Below are 21,267 nucleotides of genomic sequence, written 5' to 3' on the forward strand. Positions count from 1 at the left end.
TTCGTGAATTTTGTGGTTTTGATTTTACTTTAAATTAAAGTATTATTACACTCCAAATTTATGAAAATCAGCTATGCGTAATTTATCCGCCACCCCAAGGCTGGGTATCCTTTTTTTGATGCTACTATTTATGGGATCATTATCTGGATATAGCCAAATTAAAATTAATGAGTTCGTATCCTCTAATGTTACGGGTCAAACAGATGATGATGGAGACTACCCGGATTGGATTGAACTTTACAACACTTCTTCTTCATCCATTAATCTATCGGGCTACTCATTAACAGATGATCTTTCCGACACACTTAAATGGCAGTTACCATCCACACAATTATCAGGGCAATCGCATATGCTAATTTTTGCATCTGGTAAAAATCGTACCGATTTAGTAACAGAGTGGTATACCGTTATTGACCAAGGTGATGATTTCCAGTATCTGGTTCCAAGTCAACAGCCTGAGACCTCATGGAATAGTTTAAATTTTGATGACACCTCATGGTCCAGTGGTCCAAGTGGTATAGGATATGGCGATAACGATGATGCTACAGTGATAGAAACAGCGATGAGTGTTTTTGTTCGAACAAAATTTACTGTTGACGACTTAGCTAATGTTGCACAAGTAGTGCTGCACATGGATTATGATGATGGTTTTGTAGCATACATTAATGGTTTTGAAATAGCACGGGATAATTTGGGCACACCAGGAACTACGGTTACCTATAATCAGGCTGCAGACACATACGATCATGAAGCTCAGATTTATCAAGGACTTCCTCCAAATGAATTTCAATTACTTACCTGGGAAGACATTCTGCAGGAAGGTGAAAATGTATTGGCTATACAGGTTCACAACCACAGCCTTACCTCTTCAGATATAACCTGTATTCCTTTTCTAACTTTAGGATTAAAAACATCTCAAGGGCATACTGCATCAGAGATTCTTGATCTACCTACATCATATCTTCATACCAATTTTAAAATCAAAGCTGACGGAGAGTCTATCTATCTATTCAACAACAAATCGTTTGTTGACTCTGTTGGTGCCACCAGGCTAAATGCCGATATCTCTTACGGACGAATAACGGATGGCAATAGCCAATGGGTATATTTTGATTCTCCAACACCTTCAGCAGCCAATGCAGGCAACTACTCAACCACACTGACAACTGATTCGGTTAAGTTTTCTGTTGAAGGAGGAAAACACACTTCAACCGTTTCATTAACACTATCAAATCCTAATAACGCTTCATCTAGTATCTACTATACAACCGATGGATCAATCCCAACCACTTCGAGTAACTTATATAGCTCTGCTATTTCAGTAAGTTCAACAAGTGCTATCAGGGCACGTGTGATTGACGCAGGAAAACTGGCCGGACCTGTAGTATCCAACACTTATATTATTGGACAGTCACACGATCTACCAGTTATTTGTTTATCTACCGATCCTGATAATTTATGGGATTATTATACCGGAATCTATGTAAAAGGCCCCAATGCGCAATCATCCGATCCTTATTTTGGAGCCAACTTCTGGATGGATTGGGAAAAACCGGTTCATTTCGAATTTTACGACACCAATAATGTTAAGCAAATTGATCAAGGGGCAGGAGTTAAAATATATGGAGCGTGGACAAGAGCTTATCCGCAAAAGTCAATGGCACTATTTGCCCGCAAAGAATATGGCGACGGATCATTCTGCTATAAGTTTTTCGAGAGTAGAGACAACGACAAGTTCGAAGCCTTAATCCTACGTAATTCAGGGAACGATTTCTATTATACTCACCTTCGCGATGGTGTAGTAAATCATATGATGAAACCATTACAATTAGAGAGTCAGGCTTTCCAGCCAACCGTTGTTTATATCAACGGTGAGTATTTTGGAATATTAAATCTGCGAGAAAAAATCAATGAACATTTCATTTCAGATAATACATACATTAAATCTGACAGTGTAAATATTCTAGAACTGAATGGAGACGTAGTTAATGGTAACAATAACAAATATCAGGAATTTCTCAATTTCATTTCTAATGCAAACCTTAGCACCAATGCGAATTATGAGAAGGTAAAAGAATATATTGACATTGAGAATTACATTGATTATGTACTGGCCCAAACCTACATAGATAATACAGACTGGCCGGGCAATAACATAAAGTTCTGGAATACCACAAGTAATAAAAGTCGTTTCCGTTGGATTTTGTACGATACTGACTTTGGATTTAGCTTATATGGTAATTCAAACTACACATACAACACCCTTTCATATGCTTTGGGTAATATAGGCGATTTTCAAAATCCTGCATGGTCTACTTTGGTATTCCGAAAATTAAAAACCAACAGTCAATTTAGAGAAGAATTTGTTAAAAGAGCCAAGCATTACCTGAATACTTGCTGGAAACCAAGTGTGGTGAATGCCAAAGTTGATTCAATTAAACAGATCTATAGCAGCGAAATAAACCAGCATAATAATAGGTGGAATTTCAGCTATAGCGGTTGGAATAGCGAGGTTGAAAAATTAAAAACATTTGCCAATAACCGACCTTATCATTTCGAAAATCATTTAAGAGATTTATTTGGTTTTACTCAAAAGTCTTTGGTTAATCTTGATGCCAATGGAAATATGGGATATATAAAGGTAAATCAAAGAAACATTAAGAGCTTCCCATATAGTGACGACTATTACATTAACTCTGAAATTGAATTAATTGCAGTTCCTAATCCCGGATATCGATTTGTAAAATGGACGGGTGACTATACTTCTGAAATCAGCAAAATATCACCCAATTTATCGGGTTCTCTAAACCTAACAGCTGAATTTGAAGCTGCCACGGATAACGACGTTAAAGTAATATTTAATGAAGTATTCTATAAATCATCACCTGACATAAAACCAGGTGATTGGGTAGAATTGTACAACGCCGGAGCAACAAGTGTTGACTTATTAAACTGGGCTTTTAATGATACACAAAGAGATTCTTCATTATATATCGATAAATCAATTATACTGGCACCCGATCAGTATATTGTGTTGTGTAAAGATTTAGAAAAATTCAAAACGACTTATCCAATGGTTAATAATGTAATTGGTGAGTTTGAATTTGGATTAAGTAGCTTAGGCGATCATTTAAGACTTTATGACGACCAAGGTAAACTAATTGATTTTGTTGATTATTATCCTAGTGGATCATGGCCAAGTGAAGCTAATGGCACTGGAGCTTCAGCCGAATTAATCGAGCCTGACTCTGATAATTACCTGGGTAACAATTGGGAAGCTTCAGCTGATGGAGGAACACCTGGTGAAATCAACCGCTCTCAAGCAAGTACAGGTATTTTCTATGCCGAAAAAACTTTGGATGCCCAGCTACAATGTGTACCAAATCCATTTAAAGATATTGCCACTGTATATTTCAATGCAACAAAAGAAGGCGAATATCACATAGAGATAACAACCCTTAGCGGCACCGTTACATACAGAAGTAACGAACAATACTATTACGAAGGTAAACAACAAATAAACCTGCAGTTAAATCAAAATCTGCCTCAAGGTGTTTATCTGCTAAGCCTATACGGACAAGGAAAACATCAAACCATTAAAATCATTATCACTAACTAATTCTTATGAAGAAGATTGGATTATTACTTATTGCCATTATTGCTTTGATCTCTTGCGAAAAAGGACCGGGAGAAGGTGGAGAAGCCAAAATTACCGGGACAGTAATTATGGAAGACTGGAATGTAGATTTTACCTTCCGACGGGACAGTTTTCCTGCTCAAGCATATGATGTTTATATTATATACGGAGACGATCCCTATTTTGGAGATAAAATTGAAACTAATTACGATGGTTACTTTGAGTTTAATTATTTAAGAGAAGGCGATTACACCATTTACACCTACTCAAAAGATAAAACGCTTGATTACAATATGACCTCGCAGCTCACCACTGTTATGCGAGAAGTAAGCATTACTGAAAAAGATCAAGTAGTAACAGTGGAAGATATGGTAGTAATAAAATAGAGGTATGATGAGACAACGGTTTTATTTAATTACCTTTTTGTTACTCACAGTAAACACAATAAATGCACAAGTTGAAGATTTTGTTACCTGGTGGAATTTTTCGGTAAAAGGTGAAATTTCAAAGAAAATCAGTTATTCTGTTGAACCCGAATTAAGGTTTTTTGAAAACTCAAGCCGGTTAAGTTCTTGGCAAACGGAGTTTAATTTAGGATATGAGCCAATTAAAAATCTTGATATTGGAGGTATTTACAGATACACTACTGATTACGAAAAAATTAATAACAGAAGAAGAAACAGATTTTCGCTTTACCTGAAATACCAACTTAAAACAGGTCATTTCAGATGGCAATACCGGGGTATATGGCAGAATGATTTCATCAATATCAATAGCTCACCTGACGGGCAAATTGACTACATGGGACATCGCCATAAATTAACTATTAAATACCGCGATAAGCACTGGCCTGTTGAACCAAGTGCAGGAGTTGAGCATTATATTGCTATTGCACCGGCTAAGGATGCCGGCGAATGGAAAAGACGTTGGTTTATTAATATTGAACGTGAGATAAATAAAAGGCTGAATGCCAAAATATCATATAAAAGACAAAATGAGTTTGATGTAGCAAACCCTGACTTAACAAATATCCTTTTAGTGGGATTGGAGTATGAGCCAAAATTTTTGAAAAGAAAGAAGAAAAAGAAGAAGGATAAAGATGAAACCAAATCCAAATAATATAGCTAATCAAATAAAACAGGTACTGTTGGGATTCACGCCGATCACATTGGATGATATGAACCATGTGAGTTTAATGAATCGCATTGATACAAAATTCATTGTCCCTATATCAATTCTACCTGCCCTATTAAAAGATGTGCAAGGAAACTACCAGGTACTTGACATTAACAACGAAAGAGTATTTTTATATAAAACCGAATATTTCGACACTCATGATTTTAGCATGTATGAGGCCCACCACAATGGCAAACTCAACCGCTTTAAAATCAGAAAACGAGAATATGTTGCTTCAGGTAAACTTTTTCTGGAGGTGAAATATAAAAACAATAAAAGACGGACTATTAAAAAAAGAATTGAGAAGGATCACCATGATATGTCATCAAATGAGAGTAGTTTTATAGAAGAAAACAGTCCGTATAAAATGGAAGAACTAGAGTTAAAGCTTTCTAATCAATTCTATCGAATTACCCTTGTTGGTAGTGACGAGAGATTGACTATTGACTTTGATCTTTCTTTTGCTCATGGCGATGATAAGGATGCTGATTTCCCTGATGCTGCCATTATTGAGTTTAAACAATCTAAGTTTAACATTAACTCAATGGGAATGCAAATATTAAAGAAACATGGCATCCGACCAGAGTCGTGCAGCAAATATTGTTTAGGTGCAGCCTCATTACATACCAACATAAAAGCTAACCGTTTAAAACAAAAATTTGAGTTACTTGAAAAATTCAAATTAAACTAACATTAACCAATCAATTACCATTGCATGGATTTTACAAACACAACAATGATTAACTGGGGAGAATTTCTGAATTTGCTAATTCGATTTTCTTTTAACTTAATAGTTACCTTATTATTGGTTCGATTTTTATATTATCAGAAAACCCGCAGAAAAGATTACCTGTTCACCTTCTTATTGATAGGTACCATTGTTTTTCTTTTATGTTTCTTGCTTGAAAGTGTTAAACTACAACTTGGGTTTGCATTAGGTCTGTTTGCCATTTTTGGTATTATTCGCTACCGAACAACACAGATTCCTATCAAAGAAATGACTTACCTGTTTCTTACAATTGGAATTGCAGTTATCAACGCTTTAAGTAGTCAGAACGTAAGTTTTATTGAATTAGGATTCACCAACTTTGTTATTCTGGGTATTACCTTTGGTTTAGAAAGAGTATGGTTGCTTAAGCACGAATCGAGCAAACTAATTACCTACGAGAAGATTGAGCTGATAAAAGCAGGTAAACGAAAAGAATTAATTGAAGATTTAAGAGAAAGAACCGATCTTCCGATTCATCGTATCGACATTGGCAAAATAAACTTCTTAAGAGATACAGCGCAAATCATTGTGTATTACTATACCGATGAGATCAGCAATGTGAACACAAGTGAGATTGATGACGACGACGATTAAAGATGATACATATATTAAGAAGAGAAAGCCCGGTTGAACCGGGCTTTTTCTTTTTCTAAGCTTCTATTCTAATATCATCGTTAGCCGTATTGTAAACAGCTGCTTCATCAAACGAAGTCATTTTATTAAGCATGGTAACCGAACCTTTTATTACCGAATAAGCAACTGCCGAACCCGTTCCCTCTCCCAGTCGAAAGCCTAAATCAAGAATAGCTTTTCCACCCAGATATTCAACCATCTTTTGATGTCCTTGCTCCTGTGATTGATGTGAGAAAAATGCATAATCAACCACTTTAGGATTTATAAAATAAGCTACCAGCAAGGCTGAAGTGGTAATAAAACCATCAGTGATAATAACCATTCGACGGGCGGCGGCTTCCAACATACCTCCTGCAATTGTTGCAATCTCAAGACCACCAAAACGAGCCAGGTTTTCGAACGGATCAGCAGAGATTCCGTGTTTTTCTATGGCCTGCTTTAATATCTGGGCCTTTTGCCTCACTCCTTCTTTACTTAAACCTGATCCAGGCCCAACACAAGTTTCAATATCCATCCCGGTCAATACCGACATTAATGCAGAAGCTGGCGACGTGTTACCAATACCCATTTCACCAAAACCTACCACATTGGTTCCTGACTCATTTAAATCGGCAACAACCTTTCTGCCATTTTCCAAAGCCTTCAAACACTCTTCATGTGTCATGGCAGGTTCTTTATAAAAGTTGCGGGTTCCTTTACGTACCTTTGCATCAATTAATTTAGGATGGGGTTTAAAATCATAATCAACACCAGCATCAACCACCCTTAAGTCAAAACCATATTCCTGACTGAATAAACCAATACCACCTCCACCATTCAGGAAATTCAAACATTGTTGCCAGGTAATTTCAGTCGGACAAGGACTAACTCCTTCTTCACAAATATGATGGTCAGAGGCTACCGTTAACATTACAGGCTTTTTAAGTTCAGGAGTTAAGCTCCCTTGTATTAAACCAATCTTTAAAGCTATCTCTTCCATCTGACCCAACGACCCTATTGGCTTTGCTTTTTGATCAATCTTATATTGTATTTGTTCTTCCAACTCGGAATGTATTGAAGGTATTTCAATGGTAAATGACACTTTCTTTCGTTTTTAAAGGTTAATAATTAATTGTAGAGTTATGGTTAGTAAAACAGACACCAGGCACACTAAATGATTAATGCGAGATGCAATTACAAAGTCGTGATATGTTAATTGGCGCTCATTTTCTCCTATATATGGTTTGTCTACTAATTGTCCGTGATAAATATTGGGGCCTCCAAAGCGAACATTTAAAATACCGGCCAAAGCAGACTCAGGATATCCGGCATTGGGACTGCTGTGTTTCTTACCAAACAACCTCATAAATTGAAATGCTTTGTAGGAAGGAGCCACAAAGGTCATTAATAATCCGGTTATACGGGCCGGAATAAAATTCACAACATCATCTAAGCGAGCAGCAAACCTTCCAAAATACAGATATCGATCATTCTTATAGCCAATCATCGAATCTAATGTGTTTATCATTTTGTAAGCCATCATACCCGGTATACCCGCAACTCCAAACCAGAATATAGGAGCCACAACACCGTCGCTCAAATTTTCGGCCATGGTTTCGAGTACGGCCCTTCGTATCTGCTGTTCATCCAATCCCGAGGTATCTCTTCCAACAATCCTTGACAATTGCTTTCTACCAGCTTCCAAACCCTTTTGATCCAGAACCTGAAAAACCATTCGTCCTTCGTGTATAAGAGTGCGGTTGGCAATGCCAAAGAAGAAGAATATCATCACAAACAAGGCATACACAGCAGGATGCACTAACCGTGTTAGTTGTTGAAGGCCATAAAAGAAACCTATTACAACCATTAGTAAAATCAATGTTAATAAGGTTCCTTTCCAAAACTGCCTGCTTCCCTTATTTAAACTCTTTTCCCCAGTTGAAATAGCTTTCCCAAAGTATACAATGGGATGAGGTAACCAAAGAGGATCACCCATTATCAAATCCAACACATAAGCAAAAGCAATTGCTCCTATCGTTAGAAATAACTCCATTAGTATCGCTCTATTTTAATGGATGACAAGCATTTTTGAAGCGCCTTAACCAATAGCTGATTTTTTTCAGCACTTAAACTGGCAATGCGAATATGATACGGAGATAAGGTGCGAAAATTAGAGGCATCACGAATAAGCAGTCCCTCTTCCTTCATCAGGTATTCTTTTACTATGGCAGCTTCAATAGGTAATCTAACAAGAAAATACCCGGTTTGTGAGGCTTGTACTTCACATCCTAACTGTTTGATTTCTTCAGCCAGCTGCCCGGCCAAAGAATGATAGGCTAAAAGATCTTCTAGCATTATACGCGGATGATTCAATACATATTTACCTGCTTCCACAGCCAATGCATTTACCGACCAGGGCGATTGAATGTTTTTTAAACGTTTACCCATATTGGGGTGACAAAGCATATATCCTAAACGTAATCCGGGAAGGCAGTTATTTTTAGTAAGAGACTTTAAAATTATCAGATTTTCAATCTGCCCCGCCTTACTTTCCAGACTAATGTCTTCCATACAAAAATCAACATATGCCTCATCAATTACAAGGGTGGTTTGCGGATTATTGCGAATGAGTGCGAACAATATTTCAGGCTTAATGACTTGGCCCGTTGGATTATTGGGATTGCAAATCCACAAAACATCAAAATCAGTCTGCATACCTTCCTTAATAAAATTAAGGCCACAATAACTGATGGAGTGATTATGAACCTGGCAGGCATGCTCGTATTCTGAAAAGGTAGGACTGATTATACGACTTTTTTTACCCGCAAAATAACGAGCTATTAAAAAAATGGCTTCAATAGTACCATTCAATGCCAACACACCATTACTGTTTATCTGATACTTATCTGACAATAACTGTACCAGCGACTCAGCATAAGGTTCGGGATAAGATTCGATCAGGTCGATTTGTTCTTTCAGATGTTCTAATAACTTCGGATCGGGCCCCAAATACCATGCATTGGTGCTGAAATCAGCTTTTACCTTATATTGGTATTTATAGCCGTCGTCACCATGATCAAACTGATTAAGCATTGGCCTCTTCTCCCTTCATTACTTTATATATATAATCCATATTCAGATTGGCTCTTAGATGATCAGCCAGCCTGTCGTATTCTTTGTTTTTAAAATCCTTATAATTCAAAGTGGTTACCTTATAATGGGTATATGGTGCCAATAAATGGTCAATTACCACCTGATTATCTAAAATACCATGCATGTACGATCCCCAGCATTTCTGATTCAGATATGTTCCTTCAACGGAACCATCTTCCAACCTTACTAAAGGCTCAATACCTTTTAATGCCTCGCTTCGTCCCATATGAATTTCATATCCTTCACAAGCTTCATCATTATTGAGGAATCGGAATTTGGTTTGAATCGTTTGTTTATCATCTGTAATGATGGTTTTTACGGGTAATAAATTTAAACCATCAATTTGCCTGGTGCTCCCTTCCAGTTCATTCGGATCGGCTATATCTTTACCCATCATCTGATACCCTCCACAGATACCGATAACTGTTTTACCTGCCTGTTTCATCTGTAGCAACAGCTTATCAATACCTTTTTCTTTCAGATTGAGTAAATCCTTTATTGTATTTTTTGATCCGGGCAAAATAACTATATCTGCCTTCTGAATTTCATTTAGTTGATCGGAATAATAAAGATTGACACGCTCATCGTGTTGCAGGGCATTAAAATCAGTAAAGTTCGACATCTGATTCAATAACACTACTGCTACATTTACTTTCCCATCAACAGCCGTTCGTTGTTTCTGGTCTAAAACCACCGAATCTTCCTCTTCGATATATATATCCCTAAAGTAAGGGATTACCCCTACCACTGGAACACCGGTTAACTCTTCTATTTTTTTTCTTCCTTCATCAAACAAACGGATATCGCCACGAAACTTGTTAATGATTATTCCTTTCAGATGTTTTCTCTCCTCTTCGTCAAGCAACATTACCGTTCCGTAAACACTTCCAAACACGCCTCCCCGATCAATATCAGCTACCAGGTAAACAGCTGCTCCCGTACGAATAGCCATACGCATATTAACAATATCGCGCTCTTTCAGATTTAATTCCGAGATAGATCCCGCTCCTTCTAACACAATGGGAGAATATTGTTGCTCCAGTCTTTCAAAAGCCTCATAAGCAGCATCGAATAATGGCTGACTATTATTAGAGCGAAAGTATTCATAGGCCGATCGGTTACCTACCGGCTTACCGTTTAAAACAACCTGCGACATCATATCTCCTGTTGGTTTTAACAGCACCGGATTCATATCGGAATGACAAGGAATACCACACGCTTCTGCCTGGGTTGCCTGCGCTCGTCCTATTTCAAATCCTTCGGGAGTGGCATAGCTATTTAAGGACATATTCTGCGCCTTAAAAGGAGCCGGCTTATAACCATCCTGTTTTAGAATACGACAAATACCGGCATTAATGACACTTTTGCCTGCATCGGAGCAGGTTCCTACTATCATTAGAGGACGTAAATATTTCATGGCTAAGGTTGAAAATTTGTGCAAAGATAAGGATTTAGGTCTGTACGAGACTTCTCCTTTTTAAAATGCCTACATGTTCTAAAACAGAATAAGCGGCAAAGTCAGACTAAGTAAAGGATTAGCTTTTATCAGAATTTATTAACACCCAATAAGAAAAAGCAAGCTCCTTTGATGAATTAATAAACAAATCAGGTATTCACCCCTACAATGGTCTTCCCGGTTTGACAGGCCCTCACACTATCCAATAAAACTTTCTGTATCGATTAAATCACTTCAGCATTGCAAAAAGCAACATACCCCTCAAAAAAAAGGACTTCTCATAATAGAGTAAAAAATTTTATCTTTGAGTTCCTAAACCGAATCAACCTAGTGTAATGAGTAAGGATAACCATACATCTAACCCGGAAATAAACAAAGAAGAAATTGTTTGTAAAAACTGCGATACCTCCTTTAGTGGTCAGTATTGCCCCAATTGTGGTCAGCATGTTAAAGAAATAGAACGCCCCATAAGGTTTATGATTGTTGATTTTATGGGAACCTTTGTTTCTTTTGACACACGATTAGTAAAAACGCTGGTGGCAATTCTGTTTAAACCCGGTAAACTAACTCAGGATTTCTTAGATGGCAAAAGAGCCCGTTATATGCCTCCTTTTCGCTTTTATGTGTTTGCCAGCTTTGTTATGTTTCTATTAATATCTACCATCACCGGCAATTCTATTAAAGAGAGTATGCAGGATTCATCAAATTCGGTTGTGAACCTGAATGGTAATATTATTGCCAACGACTCTGTGCAGATTTTAAAAGATTCTATTCAAACATTAGTTGATAATAATTTAAAAGAATCTCTTGATTCAGCATCCTATCAAAAATATAAAAAGGTTGCCGATCAAAGAGATACAATCAACGTTATTACTAATGGTATAATTAAAGATATCATCACAGATGATGAAGATGATTCGAAGTATGAAAAGACAGCGAAATTAATCCAGGAACATCCAGAGCTATACACTGGTAAGCTCTTCCAGTTTACTTCGTGGGCTTTATTTTTATTTATGCCCATCTTCGCATTTTTTCTATGGATTTTATTTTACAGAAGTAAGAGTTTATATATAGGGCATCTGATTTTTGCACTAAACATTCATTCATTCATTTTTACTATTACAGCAATAGTGGCAGGCATGGCATTATTATTTCCTAATCACAGTACCGCCTGGACCGGATACCTGTACCTATTAACGCCCATTTACCAGGTAGTTGGAGCCCGGAAACTATACCATCGCAAATGGATAAATACTTTTTTTAAGTTAACATTGGTCTGGTTTTTATACGGATTTGTTCTGCTTGTTGGTTTAATTACATTATTTGTCATAACCTTTTTTGTGATGTAGAGTAACAGTTTAATCTATTAATTAAAGTGTTGCTTTTAAATTCACCTCTCCTCAAGGAGAGGAAGACATGATTTACAACAAAGTGTTCTCTTTTCTTTTTCTAACCATCACTTATTTTACATTCTTTCTGTCTTCAGCTACAGAAAGAATCAAAGAAAGGTGGTTAGAATGTAATTAACCTCTCCTTCTCCTTATAGGAGAAGGCCGGGATGAGGTGTTTTAATATAATAATATACTTAGTATTGATTGTATAGTTTATAACTAGCGTATCAAAATCAGTTGATTACCCCCAACCCTAAAGAGTGCAACTGATTTTCTCAACACCCTTTAGGGATGGGGTAATTGAGAAAATCGTTATCTATGACTGGTTAAGGACCACCATACATCTATAATAATATTACCGCAGGAAGAAAACAACCATTCAACCCTTTTCAGGGTTGGTAAAACATTGCTTTGTTACCACGGGTTTCACCTGCGGCTATTCTTGTTAATGTCCTTCGGACATTCTAAAAATCTGAATGCCTAAGTTGTCGATTGACTGGCCCTCCCACTATTCAATGAAATTTTCTACATTGACTAAAACATTGCATTTCCTACCTCAGAGAGGTAAAATAGGTTTAGTCTTGGGTGATGAGTATCTGCTGAGCCTGTTAAATAATGAGCTTATCGAAGTATCGAAGCAGCACGCTGAGCTTGTCGAAGCGGCGGTAAACTTTTCAATAAGGCAGCATTCGTGGCGAATTTTCTTTGATACTTTCTTTGTTTGGTAGTCAAAGAAAGTTGTTGGTTAGAATGTAATTAACCATTCCTCCATCCCATCCTAAAGGAGAAGGCCGGGATGAGGTGTTTTAATATAATAATATAGTTAGTATTTATTGTGCTGTTTATAACTAGCGTATCAAAATCAGTTGATTACCCCCAACCCTAAAGGGTGCAACTGATTTTCTCAACACCCTTTAGGGATGGGGTAATTGAGAAAATCGTTATCTATGACTGGTTAAGGACTACCATACATCTATAATAATATTACCGCAGGAAGAAAACAACCATTCAACCCTTTTAGGGTTGGTGAAACAATGTTTTTTACCACGGGTTTCACCCATGGCTATTTTTGTTAATGTCCTTCGGACATTCTTATAAATAGGAATACCTGAGTTGTAGATTGACAGGCCCAACCGCTATCCAATGCATCTTTCAGTATTATACAACTTATCCGAAATTGCTTTTAAATTTCAATCTATAACTTAATTCATGTAATTCTGTACCCTACTCATTACTACCTGATCGTAAACAACCTAATACACTGCATCGGGATTTGGAGAATAAAATTGACGAATTTGTACACATTATTTATGAATAATTACATCATAAAACAAGGATAATATTCCATCTTAGCCTGTACAAAATTCACCAACATTAATACTCACAAAAAGGTTTGAAAGAGAAGGTGTTGTTAAATTTGTGATAGTTTTTTTAATATTCCTTTCGTTGTATAAACAGGGATAAAGATATTTTTGAATTTATTGAGTGAGTGAATGGATTAAAATCCATCAACGAATTAGTCACACAACTAATAATATATATAAACTATATCAAGAATCAGATGAAATTGCTAACTACAGGTTTACTGACTCTGGCAATTATTTTTGCAACTTCGGGTTGCTGCCAGCAAGAGAAGAAAATTGAATATATTAATCCGGTTGTACCGCAGCGTGCCGATCCATGGGTTGTGCGTAATGACAATGGCGGTTATTATATGATTTCGACATCCCCTGAATACGATCGTATTGAAATACTTAAATCAAAAACCATTAATGGATTAGGCGTAGCTGAACCTACAATTGTTTGGCGTAAGCACGAAACCGGTAACATGGGAGCACATATATGGGCACCTGAATTACATCGTATTGATGGCAAGTGGTATATCTATTTTGCTGCCGGTGATGCTGAAAATGTTTGGAATATAAGAATGTATGCATTATCAAATGATTCAGAAGATCCTACTCAAGGTGAATGGAAAGAAGAAGGTCGTATAATGACACAAAGAGATTCGTTTTCATTGGATGCAACAGTATTCGAACATAACGGTAAACATTATATGATCTGGGCTCAATCAATGGGACCTGAGAATTCATCTTTAGTAATGTCGGAGATGGAAACACCAGTTAAATTAACAGGACCTGAGATTGTAATTACTAAGCCGGAACTTGAATGGGAAACCCGTAAACATAACGTAAACGAAGGACCTGCTGTGATTAAGCGCAATGGTAAAATATTTGTCACCTATTCGGCCAGTGCTACTAATCACAACTATTGCATGGGCTTACTTTGGGCTGATGAGAATGCTGATTTAATGGATGTGAAGTCGTGGAACAAATCAGATAAACCTGTATTCTCTACCAATGCGGATGTTCGTCGTTTTGGACCGGGACATAACTCATTTACCATTGCAGAAGATGGCAAAACAGATGTTTTGATTTATCATGCAAGGGTATATAAAGATATAAGAGGATGGGAACTGGCTGACGTAAATCGTCACACACGTGCCCGTACCTTTACATGGGATGAAAATGGATTCCCTGATTTCCAGCAAGAACTGGCAGATTAAGATTTTTGGCTTTAGTGATATTTACAAAGGCTTACCAGGTAATTTTGGTAGGCCTTTTTTTATATTTTCCATAGAGAGTTATTTAATAGAAAATAACCTTTCAACCCTTTTCAGGGTTGGTGAAATATTGCTTTGTGACCACGGGTTTCACCTGCGGCTATTCTTGTTAATGTCCTTCGGACATTCTTATTATCGGAATACCTGCATTGTCGATTGACTAGCCCAACCGCTATTCATTGTAATTTTCTGCATTGACAAAAGCACTGTTGAGATTTCTGATATAAATAAGATAATCACCTCCATCCTATCCTAAAGGAGAGGAAGATATAACAGTTAAACCATTGGTGTATGTTATCGTCTCCTTCTCCTGACAGGAGAAGGCCGGGATGAGGTACTTTAATATAGATAGTATTTATTATACAGTTCATAATTGGTCTATCAAAATCAGTTGATTACCCCCAACCCTAAAGGGTGCAACTGATTTTCTCAACTCCCTTTAGGGATGGGGTAATTGAGAAAATCGTTATCTATGACTGGTTAATAACCACCATACATTTATAATAATATTACCCCAGGAAGAAAACAACAATTCAATCCTTTTCAGGGTTGGTAAAACAATACCTTTTACCACGGGTTTCACCCGCGGCTATTCTTGTTAATGTCCTTCAGACATTCCATATACTAAACACCTTCAGTGTTGTTTAAAACTCTCCCTCTATCAATGAAATTTTCTGCATTGACAAAAGCACTGTTGAAATTTTTGATATAAATAAGATAATCACCTCCATCCTATCCTAAAGGAGAGGAAGATATAACAGTTAAACCATTCGTTTATGTTATCGTCTCCTTCTCCTGACAGGAGAAGGCCGGGATGAGGTACTTTAATATAGATAGTATTTATTATACACTTCATAATTGGTCTATCAAAATCAGTTGATTAACCCCAACCCTAAAGGGTACAACTGATTTTCTTAACTCCCTTTAGGGATGGGGTAATTAAGAAAATCGTTATCAATAATTGATTCAATAACCATGATCTATATAAAATAACACAATAGCAGGAAAGTTGTATTGTTTGACTAAGAATACATTCTACTTTCTTTTGTCATTGACTCAAAAGAAACAAAAAGTCTAGTCGGAAAGAATTATCCTACGCACTCGTTCAAATTGTTGAAAATAATTTAGAAGTAAGATGTTTTTTCAAAACATAAAGGCAAGCCCCTTCTTGTTATTTTCTAACAATTCGCCCTTCACCCATCTCTCCCCCACTTTCCGACAGGCCATCACACATTTGAATATAACCATGATACATCTATAATAATATTACCCCAGGAAAAAAACAACAATTCAACCCTTTTCAGGGTTGGTAAAACAATACCTTTTACCACGGGTATCACCTGCGGCTATTCTTGTTAATGTCCTTCGGACATTCCATATACTAAATATCTTCATAGTTGATAAAAGCCCTCCCATTATTCATTGTAATTTTCTGCATTCCAACACCATATAATTATCATCAAAGTTGTAATTGACACAGTTTATTGAATACTCCCTTTTCGCCCAATCAAAGTCTGTTTTCGGTAAATCAAAGTACGTTTTTGGTGAGTTCATGTGTATTTTTGCTATCTTGACATTACACTTTAGGTAGTTGCAAGTGCGTTTTTGCTATGTCTACTTTGCATTTCGGCATCTTCAAGTGCATTTTTGCTACGTTAACATTACAATTAAGTGTTTTAATGTGTGTTTTTGCAATGTTCACATTACATTTTAGCCATTGCATGTCCCTTTTTAGTAACTGCAAGCGTATTTTTGTCAGGTTGAACTATATTTTTGTCAGTTTACAGTCTATTTTTACCCAGTACACATAGGTTATTACCTCCATTATTTACAACAAACTAAAACACACTATAATTTATATACGTTGCAGTGTAACAGCAGCATATACACAACATCTATTTTGAATCTTTATCTATTTAATTAACGCATTCATCCACATTTACAAGGCATTTATCAATGCTATTATAAATTTATCTATTTAACAGTGTTACGTTTTATAAAATTAGTTATTAACATACAAACAATATCTATTAATTTATTTACCTTTTAAATCTAAGCTTATGAATATCCATCAAAGAAACAAACTAGCAATGTTTAAATCTGTTGATCAAGTTTTTGATCAGTATACAGAATCTGTAAGTAAAATTCCTGCTTTAAGTAAATCGGCCGGCAACTTAAAAACCATGATTAGCAAAATTGAAAATGATTTTGGTATTCAGGAAAGCCTGAAAGGTGTAATTACCAATAATAAAAGCAAGGAACAATCTGCTGTAGCCAAAACAGCTTCGTTAGTTGCCGGTATTTTATCATCGTATGCCCATGAAGAAGGCTTAATAAATTTAGAAACCAAAATGAATATTTCGCATTCGAAATTGGCCAATATGCCGGATGAGAAAATGGAAACCCAATGCAAAAACATTTTAAATACAGGAAGAGAATACCTTAATGAAACAGCTGACCATGGTATGACCAACAAAATATTAAACAAACTAGAATCTCAAATTAACAGTTTTACAGGTCTTATACCACAACCTCGCAATAAGGTAATTACCCTATCGCAATCAACCCGCGAATTAAAAAATACCATAGATGAGGTAAATGAATTATTAAAAAAACGTACCGATAAATTAATGATGCTTTTTGAAGAGTCTGAGCCTTTGTTTTACAACACCTATAAATCGGCTCGGATTATTGTTGACCGCAGAGGCCCCAGAAATCATCGGAATAACCATACGTCCAATGGTAACACTGAAAATGTTGATGAATAACACCCTACAAAAAACATACTTTTTATTTAACCAATAAATATTCATTAAACTTATTGATAGACTCCTATATTAATCAAAAGCTGATATAGGAGTTTATTTTTAACACACTCGTAATTAATAATATCAAAAGCTATAGCCAGTATACTAGTACATATAAAAAGTCAATAAAATATTAGCATAATATATACATTCTGTTATTTTTGTAAGAACGAAATTAAACCTAAATACTATGAATCAGTCTGCAATACCCATATTAAGGCAGGTGTTTTTAATACCTATTTATAACCAAATGTTTATTAAACATTTAGCGTTTTAGTAAACGCTTATAAATACTTAAAAACGACCAGGTGCCTATTTATCTGCCACATAAGCAATTTTCACAAAAGAACGGAATAGCGCCCATAAGAAATATAAGCGTCATACAATGACGGTTACAGAGTAGTTGTGTAACATTTCGTCCTATGCAAGTAAACAATAGTAATAACAATAGGGAAAACTAATCAGGATTCATAAAATGAAAAAACTAGAAAAAACAGCAGGGATTTTATTTCTACTGGGTATTATACAAATATTCTTTCACCTTCCATTGGGAAACTTGTTTCTGAATATATCTACAATCATTATAGTAGTGTTATATCTGCTGTTGGGATTTGCATATTTTAATGATATTAACTTCAAGTCAATTTTTAAATTTGAATACCTTGATTATCATTCTCCAATATCGAAACGTAGGTTAAAGTTCTCTGCATATTCGGGACTTGGATTGACAACAATTGCAATTGGTATTTTTTTCAAGATAAAACATTATCCAGGAGCATCAGTGATTCTAATCCTTGGATTCATAATGGTGTTAGCTTTATTTATTGCCCTATACCTTAAAAAGAAGGAAAACAAGGATTTATTCTTTAAGACTATTGCAAATCGATTTGCAATACTATCTATAATAGGAATTGTGTTTATGACTACTAATTTGGAATTAACGTCTTTGAAATATAATTTCCCTAATAATCCAGAACTAATTCGTTCATATGTAAAAATGAGTAAAAATCCGAATGATGAAATAAATGTTCAAGAATTTAGGAGTCTTTATAGAAAAGCTGTTGCAGAAAAACAGAGAGATAATTAACAAGAAAAAACGTTACACAACAATAAATAATGGGCATGGGCTATCAGCATAACTTTGGAAGCTTAGCTCATTTAATGAGTTCGCCGCACCTTTTGCTATGGCAAGTAAAAAAAATAAATTTAATATCAAACCAAAAGCTTCGGCTAAGTGGTGTTTTGGCAGTTTTGACTTTTCAAATCAGCCCACGCCATTTATTCTGAACGTTATGGCTCATTTAACCACAGCGACAGAACACTACAAACATGATAGTTGAATTTATAGGACAAGGTATTCAGCAAGATGAAAATGATACAGCAGGAAATTATATCTGTTCATCATTTAAGGAAGACCTATTCACCGAGATTACTGTTTTTGTAGCTTTCGTTCGGAGAACTGGACTAAACTCTTTAAAACCATTTATAAAAAAAGCAATTTCTGAAAATAGAGCCGTTAGATTTTTTGTTGGAATTGATGAAAAGGTAACTTCAAAAGAAGCTCTTGAGCTTTTATTAGAACTTGGTGTAGAGACATATATTTATTCCTCACCCAATTATATTTATCATCCTAAGGTTTATTTATTTGAAGGTGTTCGTAACAGAATTATTACAGGTTCGACAAATCTTACACAGGCAGGATTCTTTTATAATGTTGAGTCTTCAATCCTTTTAGATTTCACTGAAAATGACAAATCAGGACTAAAAGTTTTAAACCAATTAAAAGAATATTTTAGTCCATTACTTGATTTTTCAGACCCTAATATTGAACCTGTCACTCAAGAAAAGATTGATGAATTAGTCTCAAAAGGATTACTTTCAATTGAGAAGTTCGATTCTACTGAAGGTGATTATAAAACAAACATTTTTGATAGACCCAAGAGAAAACTAAAATCAATAGATGAGACAGAACTTGGTAATATTGAAATAACTGAAAATAGACCTACAAAGACTTATAGTTCAATACTTAAAATAACAGATGAGTATTTGGATAAATGGGATTTCATGTATGAGAAAATGAAATCATTTTATCACGAAAATAATCATTGTACGGTTCCACGAGATTATAAAGACAGAACTTTATATGGTTGGTATTTAAAACAAAAGCGACTCTATGATAATGACCTAATTCCAGATGAACATTATGAAAAACTAAATGAAATTGAGTTCTACTTTGGTGATAATCATGATATTCTATGGGATAGAAAATGGATGGAAAGTTATAACCAACTTTATGAAATTTATAAGGAAACAGGAGAAGCAAATTTAAAAAGATATACAGATAATACACATCCACTTTTTAAACTTTCAAATTGGGTTGCCTTAGAACGTGGGAAATATCATAAAGAACCCAAGAAAATAAAGGATTGGCAAATAGAAAGGCTTGAAGCAATCGGTTTTAAGTGGGTTATGCAAAGAGTTGGAAACAGTGAACAACTTGTCGATGATTGGCTTGATAGAGTTGCATTGTTAGAAGAATACAAAAAAGAACATGGACATTGTAATGTTTCTCAAACTGACAAAAATCCAAAATATAAAGGATTAGGAAAGTGGCTCAATGACCAAAGATTTGCTTATAAGAAAGATAGATTGCAACCTGATAGACTAGAACTTTTAGAATCTATGGGTGTGGTTTGGGATATGGATGTTTACAATTTTGATATTCGAATAAACCAATTAATTGCATATAAAGAAGAGTTTGGCAATTTTGACGTTTCAAGTAGCTATCCCAAAGACCCAAGTTTCGGGAATTATGTATATCGTCTTAAAACCAAAGGAGTAAAAGAGGATTGGAAAATTAAAAAGCTTCATGATATTGGATTCTATGACATTGGGATTTTAGAAAAGCGTGAGAAAAAGGGACATGTAACAAAATATTGGTGGGACATGCTTTCTGAATTAAAGAAGCTTGAAAATCCAAATATTCCAAGAGAATTTGCCCCAAATCCTAAACTTGGAATTTGGTTAGACAATCAAAAGAAAGCCTACAGACATAATAAATTAAAAGATGAACAAATTGCGGAGTTAGAAAAACTAAAGATTGAATTGCCAGAATATAGTTTAAAACGGAAGCGCTGGAATGATTACATCGAATTGATTGAAATGTATATTGAGGAATATGGTGATTCAAATATTACAGCAGATTTTGACCCCGACTTGCATAAATGGATTAATCAACAAAAGATTAATGCTTTAGGTAATAAATTGAAAGCTGAGAAAAGACAAAAACTTGTAGATTTGAAAATAATAAAAAACGAGCCATAACAATGTATAAAAAGTATTGCCGAACGAAAAATAAATAATTTATATCAGGCTAATATACTGCAATATACAGAACTTTTTAAGTGGGGTTTAAAAACTGCCTATCATACATTTTACTATACTTTTTGACGCAAAATAACGGAGAAAAAAGAAATTAAATTTTTTTGATTTTTTTTCAATCAAGCCGTTTTTGCCTTCCATTTTATTTCAATTGCATTCAATCCGGTTTTTTCTGCTAATAAATTAGTTTTGCAGCCGATGAAAATTATTTACCACAAAATTTTTGTTTATGGTTAAACTCATTGGTACAACGGAGAACGGC

Annotated in this window: 14 protein-coding genes; 10 read left to right on the top strand and 4 right to left on the bottom strand. The window is 35.4% G+C overall.

The features are described 5' to 3' along the window. The first annotated feature begins 130 nt into the window (after positions 1–130). Genes KEM10_RS14495 through KEM10_RS14515 form a run of 5 tightly spaced genes read left to right on the top strand, consistent with a single transcriptional unit; the run spans position 131 to position 6,176 of the window. Entirely contained in the window at positions 131–3,619 is a 3,489-nt protein-coding gene (locus KEM10_RS14495) for a CotH kinase family protein (RefSeq protein WP_212216744.1), read from the top strand. Positions 3,620–3,624: 5 nt separating this feature from the next. Continuing rightward, positions 3,625–4,023 (top strand): hypothetical protein, encoded by a 399-nt coding sequence (locus KEM10_RS14500; protein ID WP_212216745.1) that lies wholly within the window; start codon positions 3,625–3,627, stop codon positions 4,021–4,023. A gap of 7 nt (positions 4,024–4,030) precedes the next feature. Next, positions 4,031–4,756 (top strand): DUF2490 domain-containing protein, encoded by a 726-nt coding sequence (locus KEM10_RS14505; RefSeq protein ID WP_212216746.1) that lies wholly within the window; start codon positions 4,031–4,033, stop codon positions 4,754–4,756. Next, positions 4,737–5,504, top strand: coding sequence for a polyphosphate polymerase domain-containing protein (locus KEM10_RS14510; protein ID WP_212216747.1), 768 nt, complete (start codon positions 4,737–4,739; stop codon positions 5,502–5,504). The genes KEM10_RS14505 and KEM10_RS14510 overlap by 20 nt, the downstream gene beginning before the upstream one ends. A 24-nt stretch (positions 5,505–5,528) precedes the next feature. Continuing rightward, positions 5,529–6,176 (top strand): DUF4956 domain-containing protein, encoded by a 648-nt coding sequence (locus KEM10_RS14515; protein WP_212216748.1) that lies wholly within the window; start codon positions 5,529–5,531, stop codon positions 6,174–6,176. Between the two features lie 55 nt (positions 6,177–6,231). Here KEM10_RS14515 and cobT read toward each other — a convergent pair whose 3' ends face one another. Genes cobT through KEM10_RS14535 form a run of 4 tightly spaced genes read right to left on the bottom strand, consistent with a single transcriptional unit; the run spans position 6,232 to position 10,764 of the window. Further along, positions 6,232–7,296 (bottom strand): nicotinate-nucleotide--dimethylbenzimidazole phosphoribosyltransferase, encoded by a 1,065-nt coding sequence (cobT, locus tag KEM10_RS14520; RefSeq protein WP_212216749.1) that lies wholly within the window; start codon positions 7,294–7,296, stop codon positions 6,232–6,234. Positions 7,297–7,308: 12 nt separating this feature from the next. Next, complete coding sequence (gene cbiB, locus KEM10_RS14525) at positions 7,309–8,247, bottom strand: adenosylcobinamide-phosphate synthase CbiB (RefSeq protein WP_212216750.1); 939 nt, start codon at positions 8,245–8,247, stop codon at positions 7,309–7,311. Continuing rightward, positions 8,247–9,287: a pyridoxal phosphate-dependent aminotransferase gene (locus KEM10_RS14530; RefSeq protein ID WP_212216751.1), complete on the bottom strand. Its 1,041-nt coding sequence runs from the start codon at positions 9,285–9,287 to the stop codon at positions 8,247–8,249. The genes cbiB and KEM10_RS14530 overlap by 1 nt, the downstream gene beginning before the upstream one ends. Beyond that, positions 9,280–10,764 (bottom strand): cobyric acid synthase, encoded by a 1,485-nt coding sequence (locus KEM10_RS14535; RefSeq protein WP_212216752.1) that lies wholly within the window; start codon positions 10,762–10,764, stop codon positions 9,280–9,282. The genes KEM10_RS14530 and KEM10_RS14535 overlap by 8 nt, the downstream gene beginning before the upstream one ends. A 374-nt stretch (positions 10,765–11,138) precedes the next feature. Here KEM10_RS14535 and KEM10_RS14540 point away from each other — a divergent pair, with 374 nt between their 5' ends. From KEM10_RS14540 to KEM10_RS14560, 5 genes are all read left to right on the top strand, one after another. Next, positions 11,139–12,152, top strand: coding sequence for a DUF3667 domain-containing protein (locus KEM10_RS14540; RefSeq protein ID WP_212216753.1), 1,014 nt, complete (start codon positions 11,139–11,141; stop codon positions 12,150–12,152). A 1,603-nt stretch (positions 12,153–13,755) separates the two neighbouring features. Beyond that, a complete protein-coding gene (locus KEM10_RS14545) occupies positions 13,756–14,760 on the top strand; it encodes a glycoside hydrolase family 43 protein (RefSeq protein ID WP_212216754.1) in 1,005 nt (334 codons plus the stop codon). 2,117 nt (positions 14,761–16,877) lie between these two features. Beyond that, positions 16,878–17,585, top strand: coding sequence for a hypothetical protein (locus tag KEM10_RS14550; RefSeq protein ID WP_212216755.1), 708 nt, complete (start codon positions 16,878–16,880; stop codon positions 17,583–17,585). Positions 17,586–18,099: 514 nt separating this feature from the next. Further along, positions 18,100–18,711, top strand: coding sequence for a GldL-related protein (locus tag KEM10_RS14555; RefSeq protein WP_212216756.1), 612 nt, complete (start codon positions 18,100–18,102; stop codon positions 18,709–18,711). Between the two features lie 242 nt (positions 18,712–18,953). Further along, positions 18,954–20,948 (top strand): Helicase associated domain protein, encoded by a 1,995-nt coding sequence (locus KEM10_RS14560; protein ID WP_212216757.1) that lies wholly within the window; start codon positions 18,954–18,956, stop codon positions 20,946–20,948. The last annotated feature ends 319 nt before the right edge of the window (positions 20,949–21,267 follow it).

It is taken from the genome of Carboxylicivirga linearis (assembly GCF_018271995.1).
Taxonomy (GTDB): domain Bacteria; phylum Bacteroidota; class Bacteroidia; order Bacteroidales; family Marinilabiliaceae; genus Carboxylicivirga; species Carboxylicivirga linearis.